The sequence below is a fragment of the Xanthomonas sp. WHRI 6108 genome, from assembly GCF_040202385.2.
In the GTDB taxonomy this organism is placed as follows: Bacteria; Pseudomonadota; Gammaproteobacteria; order Xanthomonadales; family Xanthomonadaceae; genus Xanthomonas; species Xanthomonas arboricola.
On sequence record NZ_CP168198.1, the window covers coordinates 2,971,204 to 2,996,422 of the forward strand.

Annotated in this window: 25 protein-coding genes; 10 read left to right on the forward strand and 15 right to left on the reverse strand. The window is 66.5% G+C overall.

The window, feature by feature from the left end; all coding sequences use genetic code 11:
• Positions 1-13: 13 nt before the first annotated feature.
• The 9 genes from ABQ039_RS12480 to prmB form a co-directional block, all read right to left on the reverse strand.
• The gene (locus ABQ039_RS12480) at positions 14-682 is read right to left on the reverse strand and encodes a phosphoribosylanthranilate isomerase (protein WP_016903693.1); all 669 of its coding nucleotides are present in this window, start codon (positions 680-682) and stop codon (positions 14-16) included.
• Entirely contained in the window at positions 679-1,452 is a 774-nt protein-coding gene (gene truA, locus ABQ039_RS12485; RefSeq protein ID WP_054592523.1) for a tRNA pseudouridine(38-40) synthase TruA, read from the reverse strand. Before truA ends, ABQ039_RS12480 begins: the two co-directional genes overlap by 4 nt.
• Before the next feature lie 38 nt (positions 1,453-1,490).
• Entirely contained in the window at positions 1,491-1,877 is a 387-nt protein-coding gene (locus ABQ039_RS12490; RefSeq protein ID WP_065031771.1) for a VOC family protein, read from the reverse strand.
• A complete protein-coding gene (locus tag ABQ039_RS12495) occupies positions 1,874-3,844 on the reverse strand; it encodes a FimV/HubP family polar landmark protein (protein WP_349778415.1) in 1,971 nt (656 codons plus the stop codon). Before ABQ039_RS12495 ends, ABQ039_RS12490 begins: the two co-directional genes overlap by 4 nt.
• Positions 3,845-4,064: 220 nt before the next feature.
• Positions 4,065-5,090: an aspartate-semialdehyde dehydrogenase gene (locus tag ABQ039_RS12500; protein ID WP_039510062.1), complete on the reverse strand. Its 1,026-nt coding sequence runs from the start codon at positions 5,088-5,090 to the stop codon at positions 4,065-4,067.
• An 87-nt stretch (positions 5,091-5,177) separates the two neighbouring features.
• On the reverse strand, positions 5,178-6,254 hold the full coding sequence (locus ABQ039_RS12505) for a D-glycerate dehydrogenase (protein WP_349778414.1): 1,077 nt from the start codon (positions 6,252-6,254) through the stop codon (positions 5,178-5,180).
• Positions 6,247-7,350 (reverse strand): chorismate synthase, encoded by a 1,104-nt coding sequence (aroC, locus tag ABQ039_RS12510; protein WP_102596344.1) that lies wholly within the window; start codon positions 7,348-7,350, stop codon positions 6,247-6,249. Before aroC ends, ABQ039_RS12505 begins: the two co-directional genes overlap by 8 nt.
• Complete coding sequence (locus ABQ039_RS12515; RefSeq protein WP_104542607.1) at positions 7,340-7,828, reverse strand: hypothetical protein; 489 nt, start codon at positions 7,826-7,828, stop codon at positions 7,340-7,342. Before ABQ039_RS12515 ends, aroC begins: the two co-directional genes overlap by 11 nt.
• Positions 7,818-8,744, reverse strand: a complete 927-nt coding sequence (gene prmB, locus ABQ039_RS12520) for a 50S ribosomal protein L3 N(5)-glutamine methyltransferase (protein ID WP_349778413.1) — start codon at positions 8,742-8,744, stop codon at positions 7,818-7,820. Before prmB ends, ABQ039_RS12515 begins: the two co-directional genes overlap by 11 nt.
• Positions 8,745-8,824: 80 nt before the next feature.
• Between prmB and ABQ039_RS12525 the strand changes: the two genes are divergently transcribed.
• On the forward strand, positions 8,825-9,475 hold the full coding sequence (locus ABQ039_RS12525; protein ID WP_349778412.1) for an SCO family protein: 651 nt from the start codon (positions 8,825-8,827) through the stop codon (positions 9,473-9,475).
• The gene (gene asd, locus ABQ039_RS12530; protein ID WP_349778411.1) at positions 9,472-10,320 is read left to right on the forward strand and encodes an archaetidylserine decarboxylase; all 849 of its coding nucleotides are present in this window, start codon (positions 9,472-9,474) and stop codon (positions 10,318-10,320) included. The genes ABQ039_RS12525 and asd overlap by 4 nt, the downstream gene beginning before the upstream one ends.
• A 636-nt stretch (positions 10,321-10,956) precedes the next feature.
• Here asd and ABQ039_RS12535 read toward each other — a convergent pair.
• Complete coding sequence (locus tag ABQ039_RS12535) at positions 10,957-12,540, reverse strand: transglycosylase SLT domain-containing protein (protein WP_228911635.1); 1,584 nt, start codon at positions 12,538-12,540, stop codon at positions 10,957-10,959.
• A 285-nt stretch (positions 12,541-12,825) separates the two neighbouring features.
• On the opposite strand from ABQ039_RS12535, the gene ABQ039_RS12540 reads away from it, so the two are divergent.
• On the forward strand, positions 12,826-14,331 hold the full coding sequence (locus tag ABQ039_RS12540; RefSeq protein WP_349778410.1) for a helicase HerA-like domain-containing protein: 1,506 nt from the start codon (positions 12,826-12,828) through the stop codon (positions 14,329-14,331).
• Positions 14,332-14,397: 66 nt separating this feature from the next.
• A complete protein-coding gene (locus ABQ039_RS12545; RefSeq protein WP_080689456.1) occupies positions 14,398-14,913 on the forward strand; it encodes a hypothetical protein in 516 nt (171 codons plus the stop codon).
• A gap of 67 nt (positions 14,914-14,980) precedes the next feature.
• Here the strand turns inward: ABQ039_RS12545 and nudK are convergent, their stop codons facing one another.
• Positions 14,981-15,580, reverse strand: a complete 600-nt coding sequence (gene nudK / locus ABQ039_RS12550; protein ID WP_024939544.1) for a GDP-mannose pyrophosphatase NudK — start codon at positions 15,578-15,580, stop codon at positions 14,981-14,983.
• Between the two features lie 356 nt (positions 15,581-15,936).
• Here nudK and ABQ039_RS12555 point away from each other — a divergent pair, with 356 nt between their 5' ends.
• Positions 15,937-17,211, forward strand: a complete 1,275-nt coding sequence (locus tag ABQ039_RS12555) for a hypothetical protein (protein WP_181142371.1) — start codon at positions 15,937-15,939, stop codon at positions 17,209-17,211.
• A gap of 414 nt (positions 17,212-17,625) precedes the next feature.
• Here the strand turns inward: ABQ039_RS12555 and ABQ039_RS12560 are convergent, their stop codons facing one another.
• Positions 17,626-19,092: a rhomboid family intramembrane serine protease gene (locus ABQ039_RS12560; RefSeq protein WP_349778084.1), complete on the reverse strand. Its 1,467-nt coding sequence runs from the start codon at positions 19,090-19,092 to the stop codon at positions 17,626-17,628.
• A 106-nt stretch (positions 19,093-19,198) separates the two neighbouring features.
• Between ABQ039_RS12560 and greB the strand changes: the two genes are divergently transcribed.
• Positions 19,199-19,705 carry a transcription elongation factor GreB gene (gene greB / locus ABQ039_RS12565; RefSeq protein WP_104607978.1) on the forward strand — a complete coding sequence of 169 codons (507 nt, stop codon included), beginning with the start codon at positions 19,199-19,201 and terminating at the stop codon, positions 19,703-19,705.
• 125 nt (positions 19,706-19,830) lie between these two features.
• On the opposite strand, the gene rimO is transcribed toward greB, so the two are convergent.
• Positions 19,831-21,204: a 30S ribosomal protein S12 methylthiotransferase RimO gene (gene rimO / locus ABQ039_RS12570; RefSeq protein ID WP_024939540.1), complete on the reverse strand. Its 1,374-nt coding sequence runs from the start codon at positions 21,202-21,204 to the stop codon at positions 19,831-19,833.
• A 180-nt stretch (positions 21,205-21,384) separates the two neighbouring features.
• Between rimO and ABQ039_RS12575 the strand changes: the two genes are divergently transcribed.
• The 4 genes from ABQ039_RS12575 (at position 21,385) to ABQ039_RS12590 (ending at position 23,351) form a co-directional block, all read left to right on the forward strand.
• Positions 21,385-22,047 (forward strand): dienelactone hydrolase family protein, encoded by a 663-nt coding sequence (locus ABQ039_RS12575; RefSeq protein WP_016905084.1) that lies wholly within the window; start codon positions 21,385-21,387, stop codon positions 22,045-22,047.
• On the forward strand, positions 22,044-22,481 hold the full coding sequence (locus ABQ039_RS12580; protein WP_349778083.1) for an HIT family protein: 438 nt from the start codon (positions 22,044-22,046) through the stop codon (positions 22,479-22,481). Before ABQ039_RS12575 ends, ABQ039_RS12580 begins: the two co-directional genes overlap by 4 nt.
• Positions 22,482-22,508: 27 nt before the next feature.
• Positions 22,509-22,676: a LiaI-LiaF-like domain-containing protein gene (locus ABQ039_RS12585; protein WP_349778082.1), complete on the forward strand. Its 168-nt coding sequence runs from the start codon at positions 22,509-22,511 to the stop codon at positions 22,674-22,676.
• Positions 22,677-23,165: 489 nt separating this feature from the next.
• Positions 23,166-23,351 (forward strand): LiaI-LiaF-like domain-containing protein, encoded by a 186-nt coding sequence (locus tag ABQ039_RS12590; RefSeq protein ID WP_024939537.1) that lies wholly within the window; start codon positions 23,166-23,168, stop codon positions 23,349-23,351.
• A 22-nt stretch (positions 23,352-23,373) separates the two neighbouring features.
• Here ABQ039_RS12590 and dcd read toward each other — a convergent pair whose 3' ends face one another.
• Both dcd and apbC read right to left on the reverse strand, forming a co-directional pair.
• Entirely contained in the window at positions 23,374-23,943 is a 570-nt protein-coding gene (gene dcd / locus ABQ039_RS12595; RefSeq protein ID WP_010366727.1) for a dCTP deaminase, read from the reverse strand.
• Positions 23,944-24,039: 96 nt separating this feature from the next.
• Positions 24,040-24,891, reverse strand: coding sequence for an iron-sulfur cluster carrier protein ApbC (gene apbC, locus ABQ039_RS12600; protein ID WP_024939536.1), 852 nt, complete (start codon positions 24,889-24,891; stop codon positions 24,040-24,042).
• Positions 24,892-25,219 lie beyond the last annotated feature (328 nt).

Consider the following 25,219-nt stretch of genomic DNA (forward strand, 5'->3'; position numbering starts at 1 on the left):
CCGAATCCCCAACTCACCCCATCTCGTGACAATCGGCCCGGCGCACTTCTTCGACGAACTTGCGCATCATGTGGCCGTCCTTGATCCCGGGCGCCAGCTCCACGCCGCTGGACACGTCCACGCCCCACGGCAGCGTTGCCACGATCGCGTCGAACACATTGTCGGCGGTGATGCCTCCGGCCAGCAGAAACGGGCGATGCAGGCCGGTCGGCAGGCGCGACCAATCGAAGGTCTTGCCGGTACCGCCGCCTGCACCGGGCGCATGGCTGTCGAACAGGAAACCGGCGGTATTGGGAAAGGCGAGCTGCAAGGTTCGCGCGTTGGCGTCCTCGCCATTCATCCCGCCGCTGCCCATCGGCACCGCCTTCAGATACGGCAGGTTGAAGCTGCGGCAGAACGCGTCATCTTCCTCGCCATGGAACTGCAGCAAGGTCGGGCGTACGGTGCGCACCACTTCGCGCACTTCTTCCTTGGAATTATTGCGGAACAGCGCCACCACATCGACCATCGGCGCAGTGGCCTGGCGCATCGCGCGCGCTTCGGCTGGCGCCACGCGGCGCGGGCTGCCATGCGCAAAGATGAAACCTACCGCGTCCACACCCAGCTCGCCGGCCAGTCGGATATCACCGGCGCGAGTCATGCCACAGAACTTGATACGGGTGCGGTACAGCGATCGATTCATTGGGTTACCTCAGCGGGCAGATGCCACTCTGCGGGATACAGCGGCCCGACGAAGACCAGGCCTTGTGGCGGCGCTGTCGGCCCGGCCACCGTGCGGTCGCGGCCGGCCAGCAACGTCGCGATCCAGTCGCCCGGTTGTTCCCCGGCTCCGATCAGGATCAGCGAGCCAACAATATTCCGCACCATGTGATGAAGGAATGCATTGGCCTGGACCTGCACCTCCACCACCTCGCCGATGCGTTGCACGCTGATGGCCTGCAGGTTGCGGCGTGCATGCAGAGCCTGGCACTGCACGCTGCGAAATGCGCTGAAGTCGTTCTCGCCCAGCAAGGCCTGCGCGGCTGCGTGCATGGCATCGGCATCCAGCGGGCGCCGTTCCCAGCTCAAGGTCTGGCGATATAGCGCCGGGCGTATCTGCCGGTTGAGCAGGCGATACCGGTAGCGGCGTGCACGCGCGGAAAACCGCGCATGGAAATCGGCGGCGGCCGGTACGCACCAGCGCACCGCGATCGAGGGCGGCAGGCGCGCGGTGGTGCCCAGCATCCAGCCACGCGGCGCGCGGCGCGCATCGCTGTCGAAATGCACCACCTGGCATTCGCCATGCACCCCGGCATCGGTGCGGCCTGCGCACACCACCTGCACCGGGGCATCGGCCACCGAGGACAGCGCCGCCTGCAGGCTGGCCTGTACGCTCGGTCCGCCATGTTCCCCCAACTGCTGCCAGCCCTGGAACTCGCTGCCGTCGTACTCCACGCCCAGCGCGTAACGCATCGGAACCTGCCTGTTATCGAATCGATGGAGCGCGCGGACTAGCCGACCGTGCGCTCGGACCACACTGCCAGCGTGTTACCGCCCGGCTCGCGGAAATGAAAGCGGCTGCCGCCGGGAAAGCCGAACACCGGCTTGACGATCTCGCCACCGGCCGCGCGAACGCGCTCGGCCATGGGCTCCAGCGCGTCGGCATACAGCACGACCAATGGGCCAGCGTCTGCCGGCGCTACCGCGGTGGCGCGATAGAAACCGCCGTCCAGACGACCGTCGTTGAAGGCCAGATAATCCGGGCCATAGGCCTGAAACTGCCAGCCGAACACGGCTTCGAAAAAGGCGCGGCTGGCCTCCAGATCGAGCGAGGCGAATTCCACGTAATCGATGCGGCGCTCGCGTGCGGCGGCCATGCTGTCCAGCGCCGGGCTCATGCCAGGCGTTCCAGCAGTTCGGCGGCCTCGGCGCGGCTGGCCTCGTCGCCGGTTGCCGCGACTTCCAGCAACAGGCCACGCGCGGTGTCCCTGTCGCCAAGGTCCATGTAGGCCACGGCCAGCTCCAGACGATCGCGCCCTGCCGAGACGAATTCCCTGCTGTTCACCGCGCTGGGCGCAGCGGCAGGCGCAATGGGGGCCGGATCGACATCCAGGCGGTCCTGCGTGGCGACCGACGCGGACGGCACGCCCGGCGGCAGATCGCTGCTGGCATGCGCAACATCACCTTGCGGTACCTGGCCGTCTTCCGGCTGCGCGTGCGCGGACCTCGGCGGCTCCGGCACCGCGTCCTCGGGCGCGACGAACGCCGGCTGCTCTACCGGAGGCGCTGGCGGCGTTGCGCGCAGCGAGCGCCAGTCATCGCTGGCGACCACCGGCGGCGCGGCGGCAGGCTCGGACAGCGGCGGCTCGCGGCGCAGCACATCGGACAGCGGTTGCTGCGTCTGCTGGGCGCGTTCTTCCTCGCGCAGATCGGCCTGCTCGAATTCGGGTTCGTGCAGCACATCGTGCTCGCTGGGCACGGTGGCCTGCGCATCGTCCTGCGGTTCGGCGGCGTCTGCCGCGGCACCGACCGGTACGAAATCGAACTGACGCCGCGGCAACGGCGGCAGCGGCGAGGGTTTGCGCCGGCGCGCCGCCAGCCAAGCGACGACCGCCGCGACGATCAACACCAGGCCACCGATCAGCCACAGCGGAAACCCGCTGCCCTGCTGTGCCGCAGCCGGCGTCTCCGACAGCCGCTTCTGCGCGGCCGCCAGGTCGGTGTCCTTCATGGCGATCAAGGCCTGCTGTTGCTGCTTGAGCTTTTCCAGATCGGCCACGCGGGTGCGCAGATCCTGTAATTCCGCATCGCGGGTGGCGATGTCTTCCCTGGCCTGTTGCAACTGTTGGTTGGCCGCCATGTCGCCCTCGCCTTCGGCACTGGTGCCGGACGTGGCGCCGGCGGTGTTGGTCTGACTCGCCACTGCAGGGGCGATCTCGAGCCGCGCGCCGGCACCTGCTGACGCCGCCGCTGCGGCAGGCGCGGGCGTTGCGGCCGCAGCGCCAGCCTCGGCCGGCTGCGGAACCGCCGAGCGCGCCTGACGCCACTGCGCGGCCTGCTCACGCACCATCACCGCCGCCTCGGCGGCGCCGACCTGTGCCAGCGCATCCTCCTGCGGGGTGCGCAGCACTGCGCCCTGCTTCAATCGATTGATGTTGCCGCCGATGAAGGCGTCCGGGTTGGTACGCAGCAGCGCCAGCATGGTCTGGTCGAGCGAATGCCCGCTGGAACGGGCCACCGCGGCAGCGATCTCCGACAAGGTCTGGCCCGAGCGCACCGCCGGCAACGCATCGCCGGCCGGCACCGGCGCGGCAGCGCGCGTGCTGGAACGTGCGCCAGGCGCCGCCGCGTCGGCGGCCTGTCCGGCGCGTTCGGCGGCGGCTGCGGGCGCGGCGGCCGGCGCGCGTGCGATGGCATTGCTGGCCCCGGCGCGCGGCGCCTCGATGCCTGGCTCGGCGATCGCCGCGGCGGTGTTGGGCGCATCGACCAATGCGGAATATTCGCGCACCAGCCGGCCCTGGCCCCACTCCACCTCGATCAGGAAGTTGATCGCCGGCTGCTCCACTGCCTGGCTGCTGGTCACGCGGATCACCGCACGCCCGCGCGCGTCCTGCGCGAACTGGAATTGCAGGTTGCTGACCAGCCCCTGCGGGCGTTCCAGACCGACCCGTGCAAACGTGGTGGCCGATGCCAGCGCCACGCGTGCGTTGTCGAGTTCGCCCGGCTCGTTGGAGATGACCGGAATCTCGGCCACCAACGGCTGCCCGGGCCTGGACAGCACCCGGATATCGCCCAAGCCCAACGCCATGGCAGCGCCGCTGCAAGCCATCAGCAGCAGCGCACCTATCCCTTGTATCGGACGCATCGCGCCCCCGCCCCTATGTTTCATGGGCATCAATATAGCCGCTGCATGAGCGAAAAAGTCGGCGACCCGACGCAGAGCGCAGATGCCGCCGCGATGCCGCGATGCGACATGCATGCTGCAGCTCATCGGCAACGCATGGGTAGGAGCGCACTTGTGCGCGATGAGGCTTCACTGGGAGAGCTTCATCGCGCGCCAGCGCGCTCCTACGGCACTACGGCGATCAGCCTTCCTGTGCGACCAGCTCGGCCAGCTGCACGGCATTGAGCGCGGCGCCCTTGCGGATGTTGTCCGAGACGATCCACAGATTCAGGCCGCGCGGATGCGACAGGTCCTCACGGATACGGCCGACGAATACCGCGTCCTTGCCGGAGGCATGCGTGACCGGCGTCGGGTAGCCGCCAGGCTTGCGCTCGTCCACCACTTCCACGCCGGGCGATGCGGCCAGCAGCGCGCGCGCGTCTTCGACGCTGATCTTGTCGCGAGTTTCGATCGCCACTGCTTCAGAGTGACCGTAGAACACCGGCACGCGCACCGCGGTGGGATTCACCTGGATGGAGTCGTCGCCCAGGATCTTGCGGGTCTCCCAGACCAGCTTCATCTCTTCCTTGGTGTAGCCGTTGTCCTGGAAGTCGTCGATGTGCGGAATCAGGTTGAAGGCGATCTGCACCGGGAAACGCTGCGGATCGATCTGCTGGAAGCTCAGCAGCTCGCTGGTCTGCTTGCCCAGCTCTTCCATCGCCGAACGCCCGCCGCCGGAGACCGACTGGTAGGTCGCCACATTGATGCGCTCGATGCCGTACTTGCGGTGGATCGGGCCGAGCGCGACCAGCATCTGCATGGTCGAGCAATTGGGGTTGGCGACAATGCCGCGCGGGCGCTGCTTCAGCGCTTCGGGATTGACCTCCGACACCACCAGCGGCACGTCGTCGTCGTAGCGGAACGCGGAGGAATTATCGATCACCACCGCGCCGGCGGCGGCGAACTTGGGGCCGTACTCCTTGGACACGCTGCCGCCTGCGGAGAATAGCGCGATGTCCACGCCGGTGGGGTCGAAGTCGGCCAGGTCCAGCACATCGACCTTGCCGCCATTGAACTCCACCTGCCCGCCGGCCGAGCGCGCCGAGGCCAGCGCGTACAGGGTGGCGACCGGGAAGTTGCGCTCGGCCAGGATGCTCAGCATGGTCTCGCCGACAGCGCCGGTGGCGCCCACGACCGCGACGTTGAAACGACGGTTTTCGTTGCTCATGAGATTGTCTTTATCGAATAAGAAAAGAGGGGGAACGCGCTTGCGCAGTGGGTTCGGGGAACCTCCAAAGCTGGCCGCGGAGGTTCCCTATCGTTTGGTCGTGATGGTTTTGCCGGTGCCGGTGCTGGTCGCTTCGTCAGCGCGCGCGCCGCCCTGTTTGGCAGCAGCCACCGCATCGGCATTCAGCGCGCTCGGCGGATGGCCGGCATTGGCGCCTTTGCCCAGCGCGGCAATCAGGTTGTCCACCGCCAGCTGCACCATCGCGCGGCGCGTGGCCAGGCTGGCGCTGCCGATGTGCGGGGTGAGCACGACGTTGTGCAGGGCCAGCAGCTCGGGACGGACGGACGGCTCGCCTTCGTAGACATCCAGGCCGGCACCGGCCAGACGCCCGTTGGCAAGCGCATCGGCCAGCGCGATTTCATCGACCAGGCCACCGCGCGCGATATTCACCAGCGTGGCGGTGGGGCGCATCTTGCCCAGCGCCGCGGCATCGATGATGTGGTGCGAGTCCCTGGTGTACGGCAGCACCAGCACCAGGTGATCGGACTGCGCCAGCAACGTGTCGCGGTCCACGTACTGCGCGCCGAGCGCCTGTTCGGTGGTGGCCGGCAGCTGGCTGCGGTTGTGGTACAGCACGCGCATGCCGAAGCCATGCGCGCCGCGGCGGGCGATGCCCTGCCCGATCCGGCCCATGCCCAGGATGCCCAGCGTGCTGCCGTGGAGATCGGCACCGAGCATGGTCTTGAACGACCACTGCCCCCACTGCCCGTCGCGCAGCCAGCGCTCGGCTTCGGTGATGCGGCGCGCGGTGGTCATCAGCAAGGCAAAGCCGAGATCGGCGGTGGTCTCGGTCAACACATCCGGGGTGTTGCTGGCCAGGATGCCGGCTGCGCTGAGCGCATCCAGATCCAGGTTGTTGTAGCCCACGCCGACGTTGGCGATCGCGCGCAGTTGCGGTGCAGAGGCGATTTCCGCCGCGCCGATACGCTCGTTGAGGGTGATCAGCGCACCGTCCAGCGATGCCAGCCGCGCAGCCAGCTCGGCCGGCGAATACGCGGTGACGCGCGCGGTGGTGGTCAGCTCGAAATGCTCGCCCAACTGCGCGACGACATCGTCGAACAGCGGCTGGCTGACCCACACCTTGGCGCGGGGCGACTCAGACATCGGCCTGACCGGGAATGCGTGGCGTCACCTCGCCGACATCGCCGCACTGGGCGCGATGACGCAAGGCCTGGTCCATCAGCACCAGCGCCATCATCGCCTCGGCGATCGGGGTGGCGCGGATACCGACGCAGGGATCGTGGCGGCCGGTGGTGATCACATCGACCACCGCGCCGTCCGCGTCCACGGTCGCGCCGGGCAGGCGCAGGCTGGAGGTCGGCTTGAGCACCATCGAGGCGGTGATCGCCTGGCCGGTGGAAATGCCGCCCAGGATGCCGCCGGCATGATTGCTGAGAAAGCCTTCCGGGGTGATCAGGTCGCGGTGTTCGGTGCCCTTCTGCGCGGCGCTGGCGAAGCCGTCGCCGATTTCCACGCCCTTGACCGCATTGATGCTCATCAAGGCGGCGGCCAGTTCGGCATCGAGCTTGCCGTAGATCGGCTCGCCCCAGCCCGCCGGCACTCCACCGGCCACCACGTCCACGCGCGCACCGACCGAATCGCCGGACTTGCGCAGCGCGTCCATGTAGGTTTCCAGCTCCGGCACCTGCTCGGCATGCGGCCAGAAAAACGGGTTGTCCTCGACCGCATTCCAGTCGAAACCGGTCGGGCGGATCTCGCCCAGCTGCGATAGAAATCCGCGCACCAGCACGCCGTAGCGCTGCTTGAGCCACTTCTTGGCGATCACCCCGGCGGCCACGCGCATGGTGGTCTCGCGCGCGGACGAACGCCCGCCGCCGCGCGGATCGCGGATGCCGTACTTCTGCCAATAGGTGTAGTCGGCGTGCCCGGGACGGAACTGCTGGGCGATGTTGCTGTAGTCCTTGCTGCGCTGATCGGTGTTGCGGATCAGCAGGCCGATCGGCGTGCCGGTGGTGCGGCCTTCATAGACGCCGGACAGGATCTCGATCTCGTCGGCTTCGCGGCGTGCCGAGGTATGCCGGCTCTTGCCGGATGCACGCCGCTGCAGATCGTGGGTGAATTCTTCCGGCGCGATCTCCAGGCCCGGCGGGCAACCGTCGACCACGCAGCCGATCGCCGGCCCGTGCGACTCGCCGAAGGTGGTGACCGTCAACAGGCGGCCGAAACTGTTACTGCCCATGACGGCATCCTCTCAACATTGCAGCAGGTGGCGTGGCGCGCAGGATGCGCGGCAGGTGACGTGCCGCCACCAGCATCGGTGCCACCGCCAACAGGCCGCTGAACACCAGCACAAAGACATCCAGCTTAATGCGCCCACTCAGCAGCCAATCGGCGAGCAGGTGCAGCGCAACGCCAGTTCCGACCAGCAGGCCGAGTGCCACGATGAGCGTGCGGCGCCGATGCGCACGCAAGGCCGCATCCGAACTGACCACCACGATCCACGCCGACACCAGGCCGAAAAACGCCATCAGGCCGAAGCCGATCTCCGCCCCCGCCCTCAACAAGCGCTGAGGCAAGGGACCGCCGTACATCGGGTCGAACAGGCGGTACACCACGTCGATCAAACCGAGCGGAATGCCGACACCGAAGATGGACACCGGCACCAGCAACAGCAGATCGCTCAGCTGCGGCCGCGCGATGGACGACTCAGCGCGCACTGGCCAGCTCGGCGATGCGGGCGCCGTGCGCGATCAGCTCGCGGCATTCGACCGCGAAGATGCCCATCTGCCCCACCTTGAACTCGACCCAGGCCAGATCCACTTCCGGCAGCAGCTTGATCAGGTGCTGCTCGGACTCGCCCACTTCGCAGATCAGCAGGCCATCTTCGCTGAGGTGCTGCGGCGCATCGCGCAGGATCTTCAGCACCAGATCCAGGCCGTCGTCGCCCGCACGCAGACCCAGCTCCGGCTCGTAGGAATACTCCTGCGGCAGCGCATCGGTTTCGTCGTTGGTGACATACGGCGGATTGGTGACGATCAGGTCGTACTGGCGGCCACCCAGCCCGGCGAACAGGTCCGACTTGAGCAGGGTGACATTGTCGGCATGCAGGCGCGCCTTGTTTTCGGCGGCCAGTGCCAGCGCGTCGTCGCTGATGTCCACGCCGTCCACGTCCCACTGCGGGTTGTAGTGGCCCATGGCGATCGCGATGCAGCCCGAACCGGTGCACAGGTCCAGCGCGCGGGTGACTTCGCGTCCGCCCAGCCAGGGTTCGAAGCCGGCCTCGATCAGCTCGGCGATCGGCGAACGCGGCACCAGCGCGCGCGCATCGCTCTTGAAGCTCAGCCCGGCGAACCAGGCCTCGCCGGTCAGGTATGCCGCCGGCACGCGCTCGTTGATGCGGCGCTCGAACAGGACCAGCACCTGCTCCTTTTCCGAGCGCAGCAGGCGCGCCTGGCCATAGGCCGGGCCCAGATCGTGCGGCAGATGCAGGCTGTGCAGGACCAGCTGGGTGGCCTCGTCCAGCGCATTGTCGTAGCTATGGCCGAAGGTCAGACCGGCTGCATTGAAACGGCTGGTGCCGTAGCGGATCAGGTCGATGATGGTGTGCAGTTCGTCGGCCGCGGCGGCAGTCATGGCAACAACTAAAGAGGAATCGGCCCACGATTATAGAGGTCGGATCGGTATCATGAGCGTCCGTTGCACTGGAAACCGCCATGTTCAATCGCAATACCGGCATCGTGCTGCTGGTGGCGCTGGCCGCCGGCCTGGGGCTGTTGCTGGGCCAGAAGTTTCTTGGCGCCGCGCCCAGCTCGCCCTGGCCGCCCACCCGCACCATCACCTTTTATCCGCAGCCACGCACGCTGCCGCAGTTCAGCCTGCGCCAGTCCGACGGCACCCAGCTGGTACCCGGTGAGCTGCAGGGACATTGGACGCTGGTGTTCCTGGGCTTCACCTTCTGCCCGGACGTCTGCCCGACCACGCTGACCGATCTGGCGGTGGCGCAGCAGCAGTGGGAAAGCATCCCCGATGGCCTGCGCCCGCGCGTGCTGTTCGTGTCGGTAGACCCGGAGCGCGACCCGCCGGCGCGCCTGGGCGAATATGCGCATGCCTTCCACAAGGACACCCTGGCCGCCACCGCCGAGGTGCCGGCACTGCAGCGCTTCGCCACCGCGCTGGGCTTCGTGTTCCAGAAAGTGCCGGGCAAGGGCTTTGCGGACAATCCCAACGACTACAGCATGGATCACTCGGCCGGCATCGCCGTGCTCGATCCGCAGGGCCGCCTGGCCGGGCTGATCCGTCCCCCGCTCGACCCCAAGGCGATCGCCGCCGACCTCCAGCAACTGACCAAGGTAACCGCTCCGTGAGTCTCGTCACTTCCCTGACCTACGTGCTGCCGCACCGGTTGCTGTCCTCGCTGGCGCGCGCGCTGGCCTATTCCGATACGCCGTCAACCAAGCAATGGTTGATCGACACGGTCACGCGCAAGTTCGGCGTGGACCTGGGCGAGGCACTGGAACCGGACCCGCGCGCCTATCCCACCTTCAATGCATTCTTCACCCGCGCCTTGAAGCCGGGCGCACGCGTGCCCGACGCCGATCCTGCGGCGCTGCTGATGCCCGCCGACGGCCGCATCAGCCAGCTCGGCCCGATCGAGAACGGCCGCATTTTCCAGGCCAAGGGGCAGTCGTTCACTGCCGCAGAATTGCTCGGCGACGCCGAAGCGGCGCAGCCGTTCAACGACGGCCTGTTCGCCACCGTCTACCTCTCGCCCAAGGACTACCACCGCGTGCATATGCCGTGGACCGGCACCCTGCGCGAGACTGTGCACGTACCCGGCCGCTTGTTCAGCGTCGGCCCGGATGCGGTGCGCAATGTGCCGCGGCTGTTCGCACGCAACGAGCGCCTGGTCTGCCACTTCGACACCGACTTCGGCCCGATGGTCTCGGTGATGGTGGGCGCGCTGCTGGTGTCGGGCGTGGAAACGGTGTGGAGCGGCGTGGAGATCCCGCGCTACGGCGACCGCATCACGCGCAAGGACTATCGCGGCAAGGGCATCGTGCTGGAGCGGTTTGCGGAGATGGCGCGCTTCAATTACGGCTCGACCGTGATCGTGCTGCTGCCGCCCGGTGTCGCAAAGCTCGATGGCGGACTTGCCGCGGAGACATCGGTGCGCCTGGGGCAGGCGCTCGCCCGTCGCCAGGTGAGCTGATCACCGCCGCGCGCCTGCGCTGTTCGCTTCGGTAATGCAACAGCGACGCCCTCGTAGGAGCGGGCCTGACCGCGACAGGGCCTTCTCGACGACGTTCAATGCGCAGGCGCATGTCGCACCCCCAGTCTTCGATATAGAGCGTTCTCGCCTGCGTTGGAACTATCCGGACCGCTTCTTCGCGGCCAGGTCCGCTCCTACCACGGCGCAGCCCGGCGCAGTGCCCCGATGCGGTGCGCCTGCCTACGCTGGCCGACGATCTCCGCTGATCAATTCGATGGCCTACTCCGATGCAGGAGCATGGGTCTGCGACGAAAACGCCGCCGCGACGGTGTCATTGCCGCCAGGCTCGCTCGCTACAAGACCGATGCCCACTCAGGCTCCCAACAAGACGATGCGGGTGTAGGAGCGGGCCCGACCGCGACGTGGCATGCGCAGTGAGGCTGGGGGCTTGCGCCTTTGGCACGCCCAGCCCCCGATTTGGAGCCGCCTTGCCTGTGCTGGAGCTACCCGGGCTGCTTTGTCGCGGCCAGGTCCGCTCCTACGGGGCGGCCTACCGCTTCTAACGGAGCGCGGCTCGGCGCAGCTTGCCGAAGCAGCTGGCCGATGCTCTAACCGACGTAGTACTGCAAGCGCTGCTCAGCGATCGCAGCCGGCCAGCTTGATGCTCTGCCCTGGCTTGAGCGCATACGACGGTGCCTTCAGGCCATTGGCCTTGGCCAGCTCCTTGATCTCGCACTGATACTTCTGCGCGACGCGGCCGAGCGTGTCGCCCCTGGCGATGGTGTAGCTGCGCGCCTGCTTGGCCTTGGGCTTGGCGATCGCCGGCTGGCCGGTGGCCACGGTGGTCGGCACGCCGGCCATCGGGCTGACATCGCCCACCGCCACGCTGGGCACGTACTCGGGGGCGCTGCTGCTGCGCACGATCGCGCTGTTGAGATCGGCGGTGATCAGCGTGCGTGCCAGGTCCGCGCGCGGGCCGTTCACGCAGTAGCGCGTGTACAGGCTGGCGATGCGGTTGGTGGCGTTGATGACGGTGCCGGCCGGGATCCAGCCATCGGATTCATAGCGCGGGTTGAGGTTGCGCAACGCACGCATGTAACCGTCGCGCGTGCCCATGCTGCCCAGGCAGATGGTGAGTTCGTAGATGGTGGTCGACTTGGCCAGCTTCAGCGTGGCCGGCTGCGCGTCGAGCTTGGCGAAATCCACACCGTACTGGCGCGGGTGCAGGAAGATCCATGCCGCGGCGATCACCATCGGCACGTAGTCCTTGGTTTCGGCCGGGAACTGGTTGTAGACATCCTGCTCCCAGAACCCGCGCCCGCCGCTCTGCGAGAACACGCGCGCGGCACGGCCTTCGCCGCCGTTGTAGGCGGCCAGCGCCAGTTCAATGTTGCGGTTGAGCCCGGCCATGCGCTCGTTGAGGTAGGCGGCGCTGGCTTCGGCGGCGCTGCGTGCATCGAAGCGCGTGTCGAAGCCGGTGCCGTCCGGGCCCAGCCCGAAGCGACGCCCGGTGGCCGGCATGAACTGCATCAACCCGGCCGCGCCGGCACGCGAACTGGCGTGCACCTTGCCGTTGGATTCCTTGGCCATGATGCCGAACAGCAGTGCCTCGGGCAGGCCGCGCTTCTGCCATTCCGGCCACATCACCCCGCGCAGGTTGCTGTAGTTCTCGTAGCTGGTCAGCAGCGCCGGGCGCATGTCGGTCAGCCAGCGGCGGATGCCGGCCTGCACGGCAGGGTTGTACTGCACCATCTTGTCGAAATCGTGGCGCTGGTCGTTGAGCAGCGTGGCGGCACGCGCCGCCTCGGGCACGCCGTTCGCCGCCGGGCCGAGGTGGTCCGGGTCGGCCTGCAGCAGGGTGTCGTCGTCCTGCGGATCTTCGGCGGCCGGCGCTTCGGCATCGGCGCGCGCCTTCAGCAGGCGCTTGTAGGTGGCCAGCTGATTGGCGACCAGGCAGCCACGCTGCTTGATGCAGGCGTCGATGACATCTTCCATGTCCTCCAGCGCGGCATCGCCTTCGGCGGTGCCCTTGGGGTCGGAGTTGTTCACCAGCACCAGCGCATCGCGGTAACGCTTTTCGGCGGCGGCCATGCGGGCATCGAGCACGGCGGCCTTCTCCGTGTCGCGTTTGGAAATGGCGTGGGCAGCGGGGACGACAGACATCAGCGCCACCACGACCAGAACCGGCCATGGGCGCAAACCAAAATGAGCGAGCGGCATCGTAGGCAGTACAGCGGAAAGGCAGGCAGGGTAGCCGCCGGGGCGACACCGGGGCAAGGCGGCGGGGCCGGCAGGGTCAGTGGGCCGTTAGCTTGGCAGTGGCGCAGCGGGCCTGGAATGCCTGGGCAAACGGCGGCAAGCGGCTGGCACACCGGCTGCGTCATTGCACCGCCTGTCGGCCGCCGGCAGCCGGACAGCGCGGTCGAAATCCGGGGTCAAGCGCCCGCCCGGTCTGCGCGGCCGGATTGCCCGCTAGAATCCGGCGTTTCCCACCGGATCTGCGCTATGGCCTCGTTCCTGCTCGGCAAAGGCGTCACCGACGACATCCCGGTCGTGCTGGAAGGACGCTTCGGCAATCGCCACGGACTGGTGGCCGGCGCCACCGGCACCGGCAAGACCGTGACCTTGATGACCCTGGCCGAAGGCTTCTCGCGCATGGGTGTGCCGGTGTTCCTGGCCGACGTGAAAGGCGATGTCGCCGGACTGGCGGTGGCAGGCGACGGCGCCGCCGGCGTGCTGCAGCGCGCCACGGAGATCGGCACCGCCGATTACGCGCCGGCCGCCAGCCCGGTGGTGTTCTGGGATCTGTACGGCCAGCTCGGCCACCCTGTGCGCACCACCGTCAGCGAGATGGGCCCCACCCTGCTCGCGCGCATTCTGGAACTCAACGACACCCAGTCCGGCGTGCTCGACATCGTGTTCAAGCTGGCCGACGACCGCGGCCTGCTGTTGCTGGACCTGGACGACCTGCGCGCGCTGCTTGGATTGGTGGTGGAAGAACGCAAGGAACTGTCCACCAGTTACGGGCTGGTCTCCAGCCAGTCGGTGGCCGCGATCCAGCGCGCCCTGCTGCGGCTGGCGCAGGACGGTGGCGAGCACTTCTTCGGCGAGCCGGCGCTGGAGCTGGCCGACCTGATGCGCGTGTCTGCGGACGGCCGCGGTGTGATCGGCATCCTGGCGGCCAATCAACTGGTGCTCAAGCCGAAGCTGTATTCCACCTTCCTGCTGTGGCTGCTGTCGGAACTGTTCGAGCGTCTGCCCGAGGTGGGCGACCTGGAACACCCCAAGCTGGTGTTCGTGTTCGACGAAGCGCATTTGCTGTTCGACGATGCGCCGGCTGCGCTGGTGCAGCGGATCGAGCAGGTGGTCCGGCTGATCCGCTCCAAGGGCGTGGGCGTGTATTTCTGCTCGCAGTTTCCCGACGACATTCCGGACAACATCCTCGGCCAGCTCGGCAACCGCGTGCAGCATGCCCTGCGCGCGTTCACCCCGCGCGACCAGAAGGCGGTCAAGACCGCGGCGCAGACCTTCGTGGCCAACCCCAAGCTCGATGTGGCCACGGCGATCTCCAGCCTGGGCACCGGCGAGGCGCTGGTGTCGCCGCTGCAAGGCAAGGGGGTGCCGGCACCGGTGCAGCAAACGCTCATTGCCCCGCCGCGCTGCCGCATGGGCGCCATCAACGAGACCGAACGCGCGCAGGCGCGCGCGGCCAGCCCGGTCGGCACCCGCTACGACACCGCGATCAACCGCGAATCGGCTGCCGAGCTGCTGGCGCGCCGGGTCGAACAGGTCGCCGAACACAACGCCGCACCGCCGGCACGCACCCGCGAGGACGAGGAAACGCAAGACAGCGGTTTCGGAAAAGCCGTCAAGGATGCCGTGTTCGGCACCGGCCGCCGTCAGGGCATGCTGGAAACGATGGCAAAGCAGACCTCGCGCACCATCGGCAGCAAGATCGGCCAGCAGATCGTGCGCGGCATCTTCGGCAGCATTTTTGGTGGGAAGCGTTAGGTAAAACGAATAACCACAGGGACGAACACTATGCGCAAGATATGGATGCATCTTTGTGGGATTGCCATGCTTGTTCTGACTGCAACTTGCGGAGCACAGGAAAAAACACGCAACCCCAACTACGACTACCACGATCCTGGCTATGGCCCAATCAAGTGGCCATTGCGCAGCCAGCACCTTCTCGCCGGCCACTACTCAGGCCTCTTGCAGATAGAGGGCGAACGCCCTGAATGCGCAAGTGCACACGCTGACTTGTGGCTGGAAGCCGCCGTCAAGGATCAGAAAAGTCATCGCTATACGTTGAAGTACACCTGTCTGTCTGGACAAGATCCTAAACATCACAGACAGACAGTGACCTTGCGTAGTACGTGGTGGGTGGATGAGATCGCGGGCAGCTGCTTGATCTTGCAAGCAGAGCCCGACCCACGCTTTTCCTATCCCTCTCCGCTCTACGGATTCCGGATTGATGAAACTGACAACCCCAAACCCGGTGTTGCTGAGTTCCTATCCCAGGATGGCGGAAGCTGTCAGAGCGGCGGAGCATCCGAATACCAGGACAAGATCCTGAAGCGCGTGCATTGAGTTGCAAGCGACCTAGATCTTTGGCAGCCGACTCTGAGGCGCTACCGCCATAGCGCAACGTGCTGCTCTATGCCAACACACCATGCAACTTGGCGTACTGCAACAGCATGATGGTCTTGGCATCGGCGATCTCGCCCGAGCCGATCATCGCCAGCGCTGTATCAAGGGACAGCTCGAGCACCTCGATCTCTTCGCCGTCTTCTTCGAGTCCGCCGCCCTCGCTGACCTTGTCGCCGTCGAAGTATTCGCCAACGAAGAAATACAGACGCTCGGTCACCGAACCCGGGCTCATGAAGGCCTCGAACACCTTGCGCACGTTGTCGATGCGGTAGCCGGTTTCTTCTTCGGTTTCCTTGCGGATGCAGGTCAGCGCATCGTCCTGGTCGAGCAGGCCGGCGCAGGCTTCGATCAACATGCCGTCGGGATTGCCGTTGAGCAGCGTGGGCAGTCGGAACTGGCGGGTGAGCATCACCGTCTGTTTGGCACGGCTATACAGCAGGATGGTGGCGCCATTGCCACGATCGTAGGCTTCACGTGACAGGGTCTGCCAGCGGCCGTCCTTGCGCTGGAAATCGAACGTGACCTTGCGCAGCACATACCAATTGTCCGAGAGCACATCGATGCTGCGAATGCGGACCTGCGGGTTGCCGGTGGCAGAAGGATTCAAGCGACACTCCCTGTGATGCGAGCAACGGCAATGCCAGGGGCGCGGCGCGCCCGGTCGCTCGTATGGGCCGCAAGATTGCGGCGGGCCATTATTTTACCTATCGCCTCCTCCGGTGCGTCGGACAGATCACGCACGCAACGCATCGGCGGTCTGTCGATGCGCGTCCGATGCTATCGGACACAGCGAGCTTCGATGCAATGCCGGCACTGATGCACGGCCTGGCCAGCAGTATCCGGACCATGCCCGCGACATGTCCCCGGTCGCTGGCGATCCAGGGTAGTCGGCGTCCCTCCCCCAATTGCGTGACGGCACGCACCACCGCACAATCCGGTCACATCACACGCCTGGGGAGCGTCATGGAAGACCGTTTTCGCGCACGCAAGGTTGCCGCGCAGGCCGCGCCGGCACCGTTCTGGACCCGCATTCCCGCCATTGCCACCTATCCGCTGCGCGGCTCGGCGCTGTACGCATTGATCGCGCTGACGCTGTGCAGCGCGCTGCTGGTGCTGCCCGGCATCCTGAAACTGGTGGTCGCCGGCGTGCTGGGCATGGCGACCTACACCTATGCCTTCGACATCCTGCGCCATACTGCCGACGGGCAAGCCGACGCGCCCCGGCTGGGCTACAACAGCTTCGACAGCGCGGTGCCGCGGCTGATCCTGCTGGCGCTTGCGTTGGGCATCGTCATTGGTGCCGCTGGCGTGCTGGCGGGCAAGCCTGGCCTGACCATCGCCTATCTGGCAGTCCAGCTGCTGCTGCCGGGCATGATGATTGCGCTGGCCATCGATGGCAGCCTGCGCCGCGCCCTCAATCCGGCCGTGTCGATCGACATGGCAATGCGCATCGGCTGGCCGTACCTGGCTGCATACGGTTTGCTGTACGTGATCCAGGGCAGCGCCACTGCGGCGATCTTCATTGCGGTGAAGTATCTGCCGCCGATCGTGCGCGAGGCGACGATGGTGATCGCCTCGATCTGGAGCCTGTTCGCCAGCTTCCACCTGATGGGGTATCTGGTCTACCAGTACCACGAAGACCTCGGCTACGTGCCCAGCGGCGATGCCGCGTTCGAGCGCGAAGACCCCGATCAACGCCTGCTCGACGAAGCCGAACAATATCTGCGCGACGGACATTCCGACGAGGCATTCCAGGCGCTGCGCGGGGCGGTACGTTCGCGTGCGGTGAGCCTGGCGGTGCACGAGCTGTATCAGCGCCTGCTGCGTCAACACCATCGCAACGACGAACTGCGCGAGCACACCCGCCAGTACATCAACCGCCTGCTTCAGGAAAAACAGGAGCGTCGCGCTCTCGCATTGCAGCGCGAAGCGCTGGACGGCGACTCCACGTTTACCCCGCTGACGCCTGAGCACGCCACCTTGCTGGCCGAGCGCGCAAAGATGGCCGGGCAATTCCAGCTGGCGACCGACGGCCTGCTTGCGGCAATCGCCGCATGGCCACGCGACCGGATGATGCCGGCCTGGTCGCTGGATGCCGGCCTGCTGTTGGGCGAACGGTTCGGCCGCGATGAGCAGGCGCGCGCAGTGCTGCAAAACGCACTGGCTCAATGCGACGACGATGCACTACGCGCGAAGCTGGAAGCCGCGCTGAAAGCGGTGGCGATTCAACCAGCTTGAGCAGCCAACAAAACTTTCTAAGGCGCAGATCAGATGCTCCACCATCGGTCCGTCGCGCGACGTGTACTGCTCGCAACCCTACATACCGACCATCTCGACTGGTCCTTGCCCGCTCACCGTCGCGGGACCTTACGCGGCATGGATGCCGCGTAAGAGCCTACAAGGACGTACTCGCGGCGTGTCCTGCGATGGTGGGCGGGCAAGGGCCCTGCAGCCACACCGCAGATCAACCGCTCTGCAATTGATCCATCCGCGCTAGACAATTCTGCTCGAGGCAGAAGAAACAACAGCAACCCGGACCTCGCGTAGCAGTGTCTTTCAAGTCCAGTCGAACGCCAGATCAAAAGCTCCGGTGAGTCGAGTGTACGGTGCCCTCACCGCTTGCGTTGGCAACACGGATCAAGCAGAAACCACTCATCCGTTCTCGAGCAAAAAGCGCGCCTTGCTGGCCTGTGCCTGCTCGGGGAACTGCTCCAGCAGCTGACGCAGCAAGCGCGCACGCTGCGCGCCGTCCTGCAGCTCGCCGTGTCGCAGGGCCAGTACGAACCAGTGGTGCGCCAGCTCGGCGCGCGGCATCCCCGACTCGCCTTCCTTCAACAGACGTTCGGCATCGGCCAACAATCCCGTGCGCAGGCATGCGCCGATCAGTGCCATGCGTGCCGATGGCGCGTACCCGATCCCGGCCTTGCCCAGTTCGGCAGCGACTGTCAGCTGGATGCGCGTCTGCTCGGCGTGGTGCGTGTGCAGCTGCAACAGCGTTTGCGCGTGTTGCAGGCTGTCCTGGTTGCGGCCGGCATTGCGCGCGGTGCGGTAGCGCGCCAGCGCCACGTCCAGGTTATGCGGCTGCTCGCTGGCCAGCTCCGCCAACAGGCGCTCGGCTTCCACGTTCTCCATGCGTCCCAGGTGCCGCTGCGCGCGCTCCCAACGATCGTCCACCAGCACTGCCTCGCTCTCCTGCATGAAGGCCGGGCGCGTGCGCCGCAACAGCACCAGTACGACACCGAGCAGGGCGCCACTGACCAGCCCACCGGCGTGTGCCTCGAAGGCGACACTGCCGTTGTCGCTCCATAGCAGGCTGTACAGCTCCCAGCCCAGCCACAGCGGCAGCAGCAGGATCGCCGGCCCGCGTACGTAATCGAATACCACAAAGAACCAGTAGAAGAAGCGCACCTTGCGCCTGCCCCAGACCACGCAGAACGCGCCCATCAAGGCAGCGATCGCACCGGAGGCGCCCAGGCCGCCGCCCGGCGCGCCCCAGCGCCACCACAGGCTGGCCGCGCTGGCACCGAACCCGCCGAGCAGATACAGCAGCAGGAACCAGCCGCTGCCGATCGCACCTTCCAGCAAGGTGCCCAGCGCCAGCAAAAACAGCATGTTGCCCAGCAAATGATCGAAGCTGCCATGCAGGAAGGTGGCCGTCAGCATCCTCGCAGGTGACCACTCGGAGCTACGCTGCAGATGCCGCAACGTGAACACCTTGGACAGGCGCGCATCGTAGGGCGCGCGCAATGTGCGCCATTCGCGCTGACGCTGCTCGTCCTTGAACAATGCGCCGCTGCGCAATGCCTCTGTAAAGGCCAGGTCGTGCATCGTCAGCTGCGCCAGATACGCAAGGCGTTGCCGCGCGGGCACGCTGTTTAGCTTTGCCTGGCGCGCAGCGCGCAACCTGGTGTCGTCGGTCTGCTGCAGATAGCGCTCGTGGGCTTGCGCCTCCACTGCACCGAGGCCGGACTCGACGTAATAGCGCACCGCGTTTTCGACCAGCGCGTCGTCCTTGCGCTGATAGCCCAGGTACACCACCACATTGACCAACACCAGTAGCAGCGTCACCCAGGGAATGTTCTGGCGCGACCAGGGTTTGTGCAGCGGCATCAGCAACATGACAACGTCCGTGTCCGAGAGAGCGCAAAGCTTCGCCGTGCGACGGCAGATGCGCAAGCCGGCCATGCGCGCTAGCATCGCGGCCCCGCTGTCCGATACACCGCCCATGAGCCGCTGGCGCCCGCCCGCCGAAAAAAGCACCGCACTGATCACGCCCGACGGCCACGCCCGGCTCAAGGCCGAGCTGGAAGAGCTGTGGCGCGTGCGTCGGCCGGAGGTGGTGCGTGCGCTGGCCGCCGCAGCGGCAGAGGGCGACCGCTCGGAGAACGCGGAGTACACCTATCGCAAGAAGCAGCTGGGCGAGATCGACCGCCGCGTGCGTTATCTGAGCAAACGGCTGGAAGCGCTGCGCGTGGTAGATACCGCACCGACCGATCCGCGCGCCGTGTTCTTCGGCGCACAGGTCGAACTGGAGGACGCCGACAGCGGCGAGCTGCTGCACTACCGCATCGTCGGCCCGGACGAAACCGACGCCGGACGCGGCTGGATCAGCATCGACTCGCCCTTGGCGCGCGCGCTGCTGAAAAAACGCGTGGACGACGAGTTCGAAGCGCAGTTGCCGTCGGGCAAGCACACCTTCGTGGTGGTGTCGGTGGAATACGCCAGCCAGTAGGCGAGTGACCGCACTCTGCTGACCTGCGTGTAGGAGCGCACTTGTGCGCGATGGGGCGTTATCGATCAGGCCCCATCGCGCACAGGTGCGCTCCTACGGACAGGTGTGCAAGGACCAGCGTCCAGTTACACCATCTGCAGATTCAACGGACGTCCCTGCTGGATTGCGACATTGGCCGGCAATGCATCGCCGAACAGATCGTGCTCGTCGCTGTCGGTGATTTCCACATCGACCAGGTCGCCGACCTTCAAGCCGCGCTCGCCGCCATTCTGGATATGCACCAGGCCGTCGATTTCCGGTGCGTCCGCGCGTGAGCGCGCCACCGCGATATCGTCCTCGATCAGGTCGACCAGGCATTGCTGCACGCTGCCGATCTTGGCCTCCAGCCGCGCGGCGGAAATCTCCGCCTGCCTGGCCATGAAGCGCGCCAGACGCTCCTGCTTGAGCTCTTCCGGCACCGGATCCGGCAACGCGTTGGCGCTGGCACCCTCCACCGGCGAATACGCAAACGCGCCGACGCGATCGAGCTGGGCCTGATCCAGGAAGTCGAGCATGGATTCGAATTCGGCATCGGTCTCGCCGGGGAAGCCGACGATGAAGGTGGAGCGCACCGTGATCTCCGGGCACATCGCCTTCCAGCGCTGCACGCGCTCGAGGGTTTTTTCCACCGCACCGGGCCGCTTCATCAGCTTGAGGATGCGCGGGCTGGCGTGCTGGAACGGGATGTCCAGGTACGGCAGCAGCTTGCCTTCGGCCATCAGCGGAATCACCTCGTCCACGTGCGGGTACGGATACACGTAGTGCAGCCGCGTCCACACGCCCAGCTCCGACAGGCCTTCGCACAGCGCCTTCATGCGGGTCTGGTACATGCGGTCGCGCCACGGGCGCTCGGCATATTTCAGGTCCACGCCGTAGGCCGAGGTGTCCTGCGAGACCACCAGCAATTCCTTGACCCCGCCACGCACCAGGCGTTCGGCTTCGCGCAGCACCTCATCGACAGGACGCGAGGCCAGGTCGCCGCGCATCGAGGGAATGATGCAGAAGCTGCAACGGTGGTTGCAGCCTTCGGAGATCTTCAGGTACGCGTAATGGCGCGGGGTCAGCTTGATGCCGTAGTCGGGCACCAGATCCACGAACGGGTCGTGGCGCGGCGGCAATGCGGCGTGCACCGCCTCCATCACGCTCTGGTAGTCCTGCGGGCCGGACACCGCCAGCACCTGCGGGTAGGCCTCGCGGATCTGTTCCGGGCGCTTGCCCAGACAGCCGGTGACGATCACCTTGCCGTTGGCGTTCATCGCCTCGCCGATCGCATCCAGCGACTCGGTCACCGCCGAGTCGATGAAGCCGCAGGTGTTGACCACCACCACGTCGGCAGCGTCGTAACTGGGCACGATGTCGTAGCCCTCCACGCGCAACTGGGTGAGGATGCGTTCGGAGTCGACGAGCGCCTTCGGGCAGCCAAGGCTGACGAAGCCGACTTTGGGGTTCAGCTGGGACATGGAAGCAGGAGCCTGGGAACGGAGCGGCCTGGGGCCTGAGTGGAGCAATTATAGCGGCGCGCGGGCAGCGCTCTGAACCGCGCTGCAGGCAGGCAAGGTCATCTTAGCGAGACCCTCACCTGCAGCGCCGCCGATCCGGTCGATAATGCGCGCCTTCCCCCTACCGCAGCAGGAGTTCCCATGGGTCACTGGACCACGCTCGACACCCCCGACGGCCAGGTCGCCGCCTGGCACGCCACCCCGACCTCCAGCCCGCGCGGCGGCCTGGTGGTGATCCAGGAGATCTTCGGCGTCAACGAACATATCCGCGCGGTGGCCGACGATTACGCCGCACGCGGCTACGAAGTGCTGGCGCCGGCCTTCTTCGACCTGGAAGAGAAGGACGTGCAGCTGCCCTACGACCAGGAAAGCCTGCAGCGCGGCCTGGCACTGGCCAATGCGGTCGGCCTGGAGCGCGCGGTGGAGGTGGTCAAATCCGCCGCCACCCTGCTCGGCCGCGCCGGCAAGGTCGGCACCGTGGGCTATTGCTGGGGCGGCTCGGTGGCGCTGCTGTCGGCGATCCGCCTGGGCCTGCCCTCGGTGAGCTACTACGGCGGCCGCAACACCCAGTTGCTGGACGAAACCCCGAAGGCGCCGGTGATGTTCCACTTCGGCGAGCAGGACACCAGCATTCCGCCCGAGGCGATCCAGGCCCACCGCGAGAAGCTGCCGCAGATGGAAACCTTCGTGTATCCGACCGGCCACGCCTTCAATCGCAGCATCGACCCCACCCACTACGACGCCGACAGCGCCGAGCGCGCCCTGGAGCGCACCCTGGGCTTTTTCGAAGCGCATCTGGGATGAGCGGGACTGCAGCCGGCATGTCCGGGGCGAGCGGCTTCCAGCTCGATGCGCGGCTGGCCGCAGACAGCGTGTTCGTCGCCGACGGACCGCTGTCACAGGTGCGGCTGATGGACGACAGCCGCTTCCCGTGGCTGGTGCTGGTGCCGCGGGTCGCCGATGTCAGCGAGTGGATCGATCTGGATGGCCGCCAGCAGCGTCTGTTGCTGGCCGAGATCAATCAGCTCTCGCAGTTGCTGCGGGTCGAGCCCGGGGTCGCCAAGCTCAATATCGGCGCGCTGGGCAACATCGTGCGGCAGCTGCACGTGCATCTGGTCGGCCGGCATCCGGGCGATGCGGCCTGGCCTGGCCCGGTCTGGGGCAGCGGCAGCGCGCAGCGCTTCGAGGCCGACGCGCTGCACCAGCATGTCGCTGCGTGGGCGCAGCGGCTACGATAGGCGCCCGTCTCACAACCACCTGTCCGCATGAAATCCAATGTCGTCGCCGCGCTGATCCTGATCCTCGTCGGCCTGCTGTTCCTGGCCAACAACCTGGGCTGGACCAATGTCAGTCTTGGCCGGCTGATCGCCACGTGGTGGCCGGCGGCGTTGGTCGTCTGCGGTGTGGGGATGTTGTTTGGGCGGGGCAAATAGCCGGGAATCGGGATTCGGGATTGGGGAATCGTAAGAGCGCCCTTTTGGCGCAGTTGGTTCCCGAACTATCCGGCCGTAGCTGCTGATCTGTCATTGAATGAATGCGGCAATGCGCCTTGAGGCGCGGCTCTTGCCTGTGCGCATGATGGGCGTTAGCGCCCAAAAATATGGAATGGAGCGATTCCAGCAGTCAGCCCCAGCGCCTGGTCAGAGCGCCGACATCCCTTCTCCCAGCAGGAGAAGGTGCCCCGAAGGGCGGATCAGGGTACGCGCGCAGCCTCATGCGCTAGCCGACTGCACCCCCGCCCGCAGAAAGCCAGGGCTTCTGTATCCCCGGGACTGCCAGCGAACACGACACGGCCACCAATGCAGCCATGACCTTGCGGCCTTGCTGACATGACGTTTGTCATCTGCAAGTGTTGACTTCCGGCACCTGATCGGTGGGTGTATTGCGCGCAGCATGGGCGCACACCTACCGAGGACATCGCCATGCACTATCGCCTGATTCCCGCCCTGTTCCTGATCACGCTGGGCACGCTGTTTCTGCTGGACAACCTCGGGCTGGCCCGTATCGACCTGGGCAACCTGGTGTCGACTTGGTGGCCTGCGTTGCTGATCGCCGCCGGCGTGCGCCAACTGCTGCGCTACCGCGAGCGGGCCACCGCGACCTGCTGAAGGCCGCAGCTGCTCCACTGCATCAGGTGCGCGGCAGGGTCACGCCGGTCTGGCCCTGGTACTTGCCGCCGCGGTCCTTGTACGAGGTCTCGCAGACTTCGTCGGACTGGAAGAACAGCATCTGCGCCACGCCTTCGTTGGCGTAGATGCGCGCCGGCAGCGGCGTGGTGTTGCTGAATTCCAGCGTGACGTGGCCTTCCCACTCCGGCTCCAGCGGGGTCACGTTGACGATGATGCCGCAGCGCGCATAGGTGCTCTTGCCCAGGCATACCACCAGGGTGTCGCGCGGGATGCGGAAGTATTCCACCGTGCGTGCCAGCGCGAAGCTGTTGGGCGGGATGATGCACACGTCCGATTCGATATCGACAAAGCTGCCCGGATCGAAGTGCTTCGGGTCGACGATGGTCGAGTTGATGTTGGTGAAGATCTTGAACTCGCGCGAGCAGCGCACGTCGTACCCGTAGCTGGAAGTGCCGAAGCTGACGATGCGCTGGCCGGCGGCATCGTGCTTGATCTGGCCGGGTTCGAACGGCTCGATCATCGCGTGCTGTTCGGCCATGCGCTTGATCCAGCGGTCGCTCTTGATGCTCATGCGGTGTTCCTTGAAGACGGAAGGCGACAGGCCGAGCGGCCCGCGCGAAAGGCAGCGAATTCTAGCAAGCGGCCGGCACCAGCGCCGGCCTGCGCGCTACAGCAGCGACGCCGAAATCGGGATGCTGGCGCGCGGCCGCTTGCCCAGCTCCTCGGACAGGCGCGCGGCAGCGGCCAGATAGGCCTGCGCTGCCGCCGACTCCGGCGCGGCCACCACGATCGGCTGGCCGGCATCGCCCTGCTCGCGGATCGCGATCGCCAGCGGCAACGACCCCAGCAAGGGCACGCCGTACTGGGCGGCCATGCGCTCGCCGCCGCCTTCGCCGAACAGGTGCTCGCGGTGGCCGCACTGGCTGCAGGTGTGCACCGCCATGTTCTCGACGATCCCGAGCACCGGCACCTCGACCTTTTCGAACATCTTCAAGGCCTTGCGCGCATCCAGCGTGGCGATGTCCTGCGGCGTGGTGACGATGACCGCGCCGGCCACCGGGATCTTCTGCGACAAGGTCAGCTGGATGTCGCCGGTGCCTGGCGGCAGGTCGATCAGCAGGTAATCCAGGTCGTCCCACAGGGTGTCGTTGAACAGCTGGGTCAATGCCGAGGTTGCCATCGGCCCGCGCCAGATCATCGGCGTGTCCTGGTCGACCAGCAAGCCGATCGACATCGCCTCGATTCCGAACGCGCGCAAGGGCTCGATCGACTTGTTGTCCGGGCTGTCCGGCCGCCCGCTCAGGCCCAGCATCGCCGGCACGCTCGGCCCGTAGATGTCCGCGTCCAGTACGCCGACGCGCGCGCCCTGCTGACGCAAAGCCAGCGCCAGGTTCACCGCGGTGGTGGACTTGCCCACCCCACCCTTGCCGGAGCCCACCGCGATCACATTGCGGATGCGTGGATGCGGCGCCAGCGCGCCCTGCACCGCATGCGCGGGGATTCTGCGCTCGCCGCTCATGCGCGTGCGCTCCGGGAGGGGTCGATCACCTTGCTTGAAGCGTATTGCACCATCGTCGTCATTGCCTGCCTGATTCGTCGTGCGCTGCGAATGCAGCGATGGCTGCGTCGCCAGCCGCAGCGCTGGGAAGACCGTCAGTTTACCGGCTCGGCCATAGGCAGACGCGTTTCAAGCCACCACCAGACACCGGCGCCGCACGCTCACACATGTGTCAAACCGCGGCAAATTTCACAAACGTGGACACATGATTAAGGAATTGTTACGTTTGCAATTCAGTTCAGCCAGCGCTCAGCGAGCACAGCTGTGCCGCAAAATCCCCCGCAAGGAA

Excerpts from the sequence above, each read along its gene's own strand:
- ABQ039_RS12480 (WP_016903693.1), bottom strand. The coding sequence starts at position 682 with ATGAATCGATCGCTGTACCGCACCCGTATCAAGTTCTGTGGCATGACT.
- truA (WP_054592523.1), bottom strand. The coding sequence starts at position 1,452 with ATGCGTTACGCGCTGGGCGTGGAGTACGACGGCAGCGAGTTCCAGGGC.
- ABQ039_RS12490 (WP_065031771.1), bottom strand. The coding sequence starts at position 1,877 with ATGAGCCCGGCGCTGGACAGCATGGCCGCCGCACGCGAGCGCCGCATC.
- ABQ039_RS12495 (WP_349778415.1), bottom strand. The coding sequence starts at position 3,844 with ATGCGTCCGATACAAGGGATAGGTGCGCTGCTGCTGATGGCTTGCAGC.
- ABQ039_RS12500 (WP_039510062.1), bottom strand. The coding sequence starts at position 5,090 with ATGAGCAACGAAAACCGTCGTTTCAACGTCGCGGTCGTGGGCGCCACC.
- ABQ039_RS12505 (WP_349778414.1), bottom strand. The coding sequence starts at position 6,254 with ATGTCTGAGTCGCCCCGCGCCAAGGTGTGGGTCAGCCAGCCGCTGTTC.
- aroC (WP_102596344.1), bottom strand. The coding sequence starts at position 7,350 with ATGGGCAGTAACAGTTTCGGCCGCCTGTTGACGGTCACCACCTTCGGC.
- prmB (WP_349778413.1), bottom strand. The coding sequence starts at position 8,744 with ATGACTGCCGCCGCGGCCGACGAACTGCACACCATCATCGACCTGATC.
- ABQ039_RS12525 (WP_349778412.1), top strand. The coding sequence starts at position 8,825 with ATGTTCAATCGCAATACCGGCATCGTGCTGCTGGTGGCGCTGGCCGCC.
- ABQ039_RS12535 (WP_228911635.1), bottom strand. The coding sequence starts at position 12,540 with ATGCCGCTCGCTCATTTTGGTTTGCGCCCATGGCCGGTTCTGGTCGTG.
- ABQ039_RS12540 (WP_349778410.1), top strand. The coding sequence starts at position 12,826 with ATGGCCTCGTTCCTGCTCGGCAAAGGCGTCACCGACGACATCCCGGTC.
- ABQ039_RS12545 (WP_080689456.1), top strand. The coding sequence starts at position 14,398 with ATGCTTGTTCTGACTGCAACTTGCGGAGCACAGGAAAAAACACGCAAC.
- ABQ039_RS12555 (WP_181142371.1), top strand. The coding sequence starts at position 15,937 with ATGGAAGACCGTTTTCGCGCACGCAAGGTTGCCGCGCAGGCCGCGCCG.
- ABQ039_RS12560 (WP_349778084.1), bottom strand. The coding sequence starts at position 19,092 with ATGTTGCTGATGCCGCTGCACAAACCCTGGTCGCGCCAGAACATTCCC.
- greB (WP_104607978.1), top strand. The coding sequence starts at position 19,199 with ATGAGCCGCTGGCGCCCGCCCGCCGAAAAAAGCACCGCACTGATCACG.
- rimO (WP_024939540.1), bottom strand. The coding sequence starts at position 21,204 with ATGTCCCAGCTGAACCCCAAAGTCGGCTTCGTCAGCCTTGGCTGCCCG.
- ABQ039_RS12575 (WP_016905084.1), top strand. The coding sequence starts at position 21,385 with ATGGGTCACTGGACCACGCTCGACACCCCCGACGGCCAGGTCGCCGCC.
- ABQ039_RS12580 (WP_349778083.1), top strand. The coding sequence starts at position 22,044 with ATGAGCGGGACTGCAGCCGGCATGTCCGGGGCGAGCGGCTTCCAGCTC.
- ABQ039_RS12585 (WP_349778082.1), top strand. The coding sequence starts at position 22,509 with ATGAAATCCAATGTCGTCGCCGCGCTGATCCTGATCCTCGTCGGCCTG.
- ABQ039_RS12590 (WP_024939537.1), top strand. The coding sequence starts at position 23,166 with ATGCACTATCGCCTGATTCCCGCCCTGTTCCTGATCACGCTGGGCACG.
- dcd (WP_010366727.1), bottom strand. The coding sequence starts at position 23,943 with ATGAGCATCAAGAGCGACCGCTGGATCAAGCGCATGGCCGAACAGCAC.
- apbC (WP_024939536.1), bottom strand. The coding sequence starts at position 24,891 with ATGAGCGGCGAGCGCAGAATCCCCGCGCATGCGGTGCAGGGCGCGCTG.